This window comes from Frankia sp. AiPs1 (assembly GCF_023716945.1).
Classification (GTDB): domain Bacteria; phylum Actinomycetota; class Actinomycetes; order Frankiales; family Frankiaceae; genus Frankia.
This window is the reverse complement of sequence record NZ_JAMQQF010000543.1, coordinates 1-4,083: the sequence shown is the minus strand read 5'-3', so window position 1 is coordinate 4,083 and position 4,083 is coordinate 1. Positions and strand designations below refer to the sequence as shown.

Sequence of the window (4,083 nt, the reverse complement as noted above, 5' to 3'; positions counted from 1 at the left end):
CCGTCGCCGTGTCCGGCGCCGCCAGGTTCGGTGCCGCCGCCAGGTTCGGTGCCGCCACCTCCAGCGTCGACAGGTCCAGCGCCGCCAGGTTCGGTGCCGCCGGCTCCGGAGCCAACAGGTCCTCGTCCACCGGGGCGAGCCGCGCGTCGGTGCCAGCGCCCGAGAGGTAGCCGCGTAGCTCGTCCAGGCTGATCTCGTACCCCTCCAGGGCGGCCGAGGCGCGGGCCGCCCGCAGGGATGCCTCGGCGGTCACGGCGGCGCTCTGCCGGCGCAGGATGCGGTGCCGCAGCAGCGCGTCGACGGCCGCGCGGGCGTTGTCCGCCGCCTCGCGGACCCCGGGCAGGGCGGCGACTCGGGCGAGCGGGTCGGCGGCGAGGACTGATCCGGACGGGCGGGGGTTCACGGTTGGCACGGTACCCGTCCGCGCTATCCGGAGTCGGGGCGCAGCCGGCCGTCGGAGGTGTCACACGAGCACAACCGCGTCGTTCTCCCCCTGGCAGGGTCCGCCCGGGGGACACTGCGTTTCAGGATAGGGAGCGGCGGACCGTGTACCGATCCGCTGAGAGGTACGTCGGCGGCGTGACTGGCGAGAGGTCCGGTCGGGTGGCTCCGGTCGGGTCTCCCGGTCGGCCGCCGACGCGGACCACCCTGGGCGGGGCGATGGGCCTCGCGACCCGACTACACCGGTCCGGTCATGGGCCAGAGGGAGGACGAAGGGTGTCGACTACTGCCGGAAAGACCCGCAACGGCCGGGAGCCCTCACTGGGCGAGCTGGTGGCGTTGGCCACCCGCGATGTCTCGCTGCTCGTCCGTCAGGAGATCGACCTGGCCAAGGCCGAACTGACCCGGCAGGCCGTCTCGGCCGCGCTCGGGGTGGCCTTCCTCGCGGTGGCGGCGGGGCTGGGGCTGTGCGCCCTCATCGCCGTCACGATCTTCCTGGGCGAGCTGATCACCTGGGCTGGCGTCGAGCGATTCTGGTCGTACCTGCTCACCGCGGCGGGGTATCTGGTGATCGCCGGTCTGCTGGCGTTGTTCGCGATCCGCAGGTTCCGCCGGCTCTCGCCGCCCGAACGGACCATCCAGACCGTCCGAGACGACATCTCCTGGCTGCGCAATCCGACCGCTGCACCGGCATCGGCAGCGGCCTCCCCGACGAACCCGGCAGCCGGGGCGACCTCCGCGAACGCGGCCGACCCAGGTGACGGACAGGGCCCCACACCAGCAGGGCCCGGCGGGGCGGTGCTGGCCCCGCACCGCCTCCACTCCTGATTGCCGGGTCGCCCGGGTCGCCCGGGTCGGCCGGGTCGCCCGGATCGGCCGATCGGCCAAGCCGCCGGGGGCGGCTGGGCGCCGTCCGGGGGGGGGGCGATGGTCGGCGGTGTGTTGGGGGTGGGGTCCACCCGGGGGTCGGCGCCCGTCAGCGGCTCGGTCCCGGTGGACGGCTCAGCCTCGGTCGGCGGTTCGGACCCGGTCGGCGGTTCGGACCCGGTGGATGGTGCCGGCCCTTTGGACGGATCGGGCCCGACGGATGGCTCGGGCCCCTTGGACGGGTCGGATCCCTTGGACGGATCGGATCCCTCGGACGAGTTGCCGACCCCGGTGACCGTGGTGCCGCCGGCGGGAGCGGGTGCGCCGGCGGGGGTCACGGGCAGGCGGCCGGGAAGGAGCACCGCCACCGGCATGCCCGACTGGTCACGCTCGGAGAGCAGATCCGTCCGGGGCGTGTACCAGGCGACCGGTTCGGCGGCCGGGTCGTAGTCGGCGGCCGGAACGTACCGGGCGGCAGAAACATGCTTGGCAGCCGGAACGTACCTGACCGCGGGGACGGACTCGGCCGCGGGGAAGGACCTGGCGGCCGGGACGTACCTGACCGCGGGGACGGACTCGGCGGCAGGGAAGGACCTGCTGGCCGGCACTCCCCTGTCAGCCGGTACTCCCCTGGCGGCGGGCACGTACTGCGCGGCAGGGACGTACTGCGCGGCGGGCACGGACTCCTTCGAGCCGGACTCGTCGCCGCTGCCCTGCTCCGGTCCGGTGCCGGCCGGGCCCGAGCCGCCGCTGCCGGACCCGCCGTCGCGCGGCCGGGGGGCGGTGGGGGCCGAGGGACCGACGGGCTGGCCGGGACGGAGCTGCTCACCGCTGGGACCGCCGGTGGCCATCTTCCGCAGGATGAGCAGCAGGGCGCCGGCGAGCCCGAGATACAGCACCAGAGTGCCCGCGAACATCGGCGCGACCGCGTCGCCGCCGCGGACGCCCTCGACGACCCGCATGTGGTCGCCGACGATCCACGGCTGGCGGCCACCCTCGGTGACCTCCCAGCCGGTGAGCATCGCCAGCATCGCCGCTGGTCCGGTGCACGCCGCGGCGATCAGCCACGGCTTGCTGGTGGGTAGCAGCGGGCGCTCCCGGCGCCGGCGGCGGCGCAGGACGACGAGACCGGTGAGCAACGACAGGCCGATCAGGGCGGAACCCGCCCCGACCATCGTGGTGAACGCGCCGTGCACCAGCGTGCCGTTCGGTCGTTCGGCCGGCGGCGCGCCGTCCAGACCCTTGATCACATGGCCGGTGCTGAAGCCCTCCAGCAGGGACAGTCCGCTGGGGATTTCCAGGCCGTAGCGGATCTCGCCGGTCTTGTCGTCGTAGATCCCGCCGATGGCGAAGGGGGCATGCGAGCCGGTGTGGTACAGGCCCTCCATCGCCGCGAGCTTGAACGGCTGGTTGGCGCCGGCGACGCGGGCCGCCCAGTCCCCGACGATGAGCTGCATCGGCGCGCAGACCAGCACCACCGCGAGCCCGATCTTCAGGCCGCGCTGGTGGTAGGTGTCGCGGCGACCGCGCAGCATGCCCACCGCGTAGATGGCCGCGACCACGCCGCCGGCGCACATCAGCGCCGCGATCAGCATGTGGAGGAGCTGCGGCGGGGTGCCTGGGCTGAGGAACGGGGCGTACGGCTTGGCCTCGAGGAGCTTGCCGTTCTGCTCGACGATCCCGCGTGGCACGTTCATCCAGGCGTTGACCGTGATGATGAACAGCGTCGACAGGGTCCCGGAGATCGCGATCGGCCACAGCGTCAGCCAGTGGGCCCGCGGCGAGAGCCGCTTCCAGCCGTACAGGTACATGCCGACGAAGATCGCCTCGGTGAAGAACGCAAAGCCCTCCAGGGTGAACGACAGCCCGAGGGCGCCCCCGTATTTGGACATGAACGCGGGCCAGAGCAGCCCGAACTCGAACGACAACACTGTTCCCGAGACAGCCCCCACCGCGAAGAGAACGGCGAAGGCTCGCGACCACTTCTTCGTCAGCGCCAGCCAGACCGGATCGCCGGTCTTGAGCCAACGTCGCTCGGTGTAGATCAGCAGCCATGGCAAACCGACACCGAACACGGCGAAGCAGATGTGGAACGCGAGGGAGAACGCCGTCTGGGCACGAGCGAGGTCGACGGCGTCGGCGGCGAGAACCATGCGCACGGCTCCTTCGAAGGACCGTGGGAAGAAATCGACCGGGATTCAGTCGACCTTCTACCCAAAGTAGAAGGTCCTAAGGTACGTAGCGGGGTGAGCCGGTCGGCGGTCGGGCTTCCGTGAGGTCCACGACATGCGCGACGCCGGCCGGCGGGGCAGTGCATCGCGCGTCCCCGCTACTTGCATACGCCATCTTCCGGCCACTTCCCCCCGCAAAACCCGTGTGACGTGCCAGGCAGCCGCGGACCTTGGCATTCGCCGCGTTCACCGCGGCACCAAAGGGCCCGTCCCGCGCATTCCGCGCATCCGGTCGCGACGGACCGGAACAAGTTCCCGCGGGGCCGGGCCGGTCGGCTCCACCGAAAAAATAACTATCGGATAACACATCGACGCCGCCAGGCGGGTAACCCGCCACAAGTCCGCCCGGAACGGCGACGAATGCAATTGCCGACGCCGCCGTCGGGCCGACCGAACGCCGGGCCCGACGGGACCGTCCCGGGGTGCACCCGGCCGGGGTCGGCGGGGCAGGAATGTGCCGGCGTCGCGCCGAATCGGGCCGGGAAGAAGGTCCCGACGCCGCGTGGGCGGCGGCGGGGCAGCAGCGGGCAGCGGTGGGCAGCAG

Annotated in this window: 1 protein-coding gene and 2 pseudogenes; 1 reads left to right on the top strand and 2 read right to left on the bottom strand. The window is 72.5% G+C overall.

Annotation, left to right across the window (positions count from 1 at the left end):
- Positions 1-403 (bottom strand): annotated as a pseudogene (locus tag ND748_RS27005) (hypothetical protein); the annotation flags it as partial.
- A 257-nt stretch (positions 404-660) separates the two neighbouring features.
- Between ND748_RS27005 and ND748_RS27000 the strand changes: the two are divergent.
- Positions 661-1,269 (top strand): phage holin family protein, encoded by a 609-nt coding sequence (locus ND748_RS27000; protein WP_285902766.1) that lies wholly within the window; start codon positions 661-663, stop codon positions 1,267-1,269.
- A gap of 203 nt (positions 1,270-1,472) precedes the next feature.
- Here the strand turns inward: ND748_RS27000 and ND748_RS26995 are convergent.
- Positions 1,473-3,461 (bottom strand): annotated as a pseudogene (locus ND748_RS26995) (cytochrome ubiquinol oxidase subunit I); the annotation flags it as partial.
- Positions 3,462-4,083 lie beyond the last annotated feature (622 nt).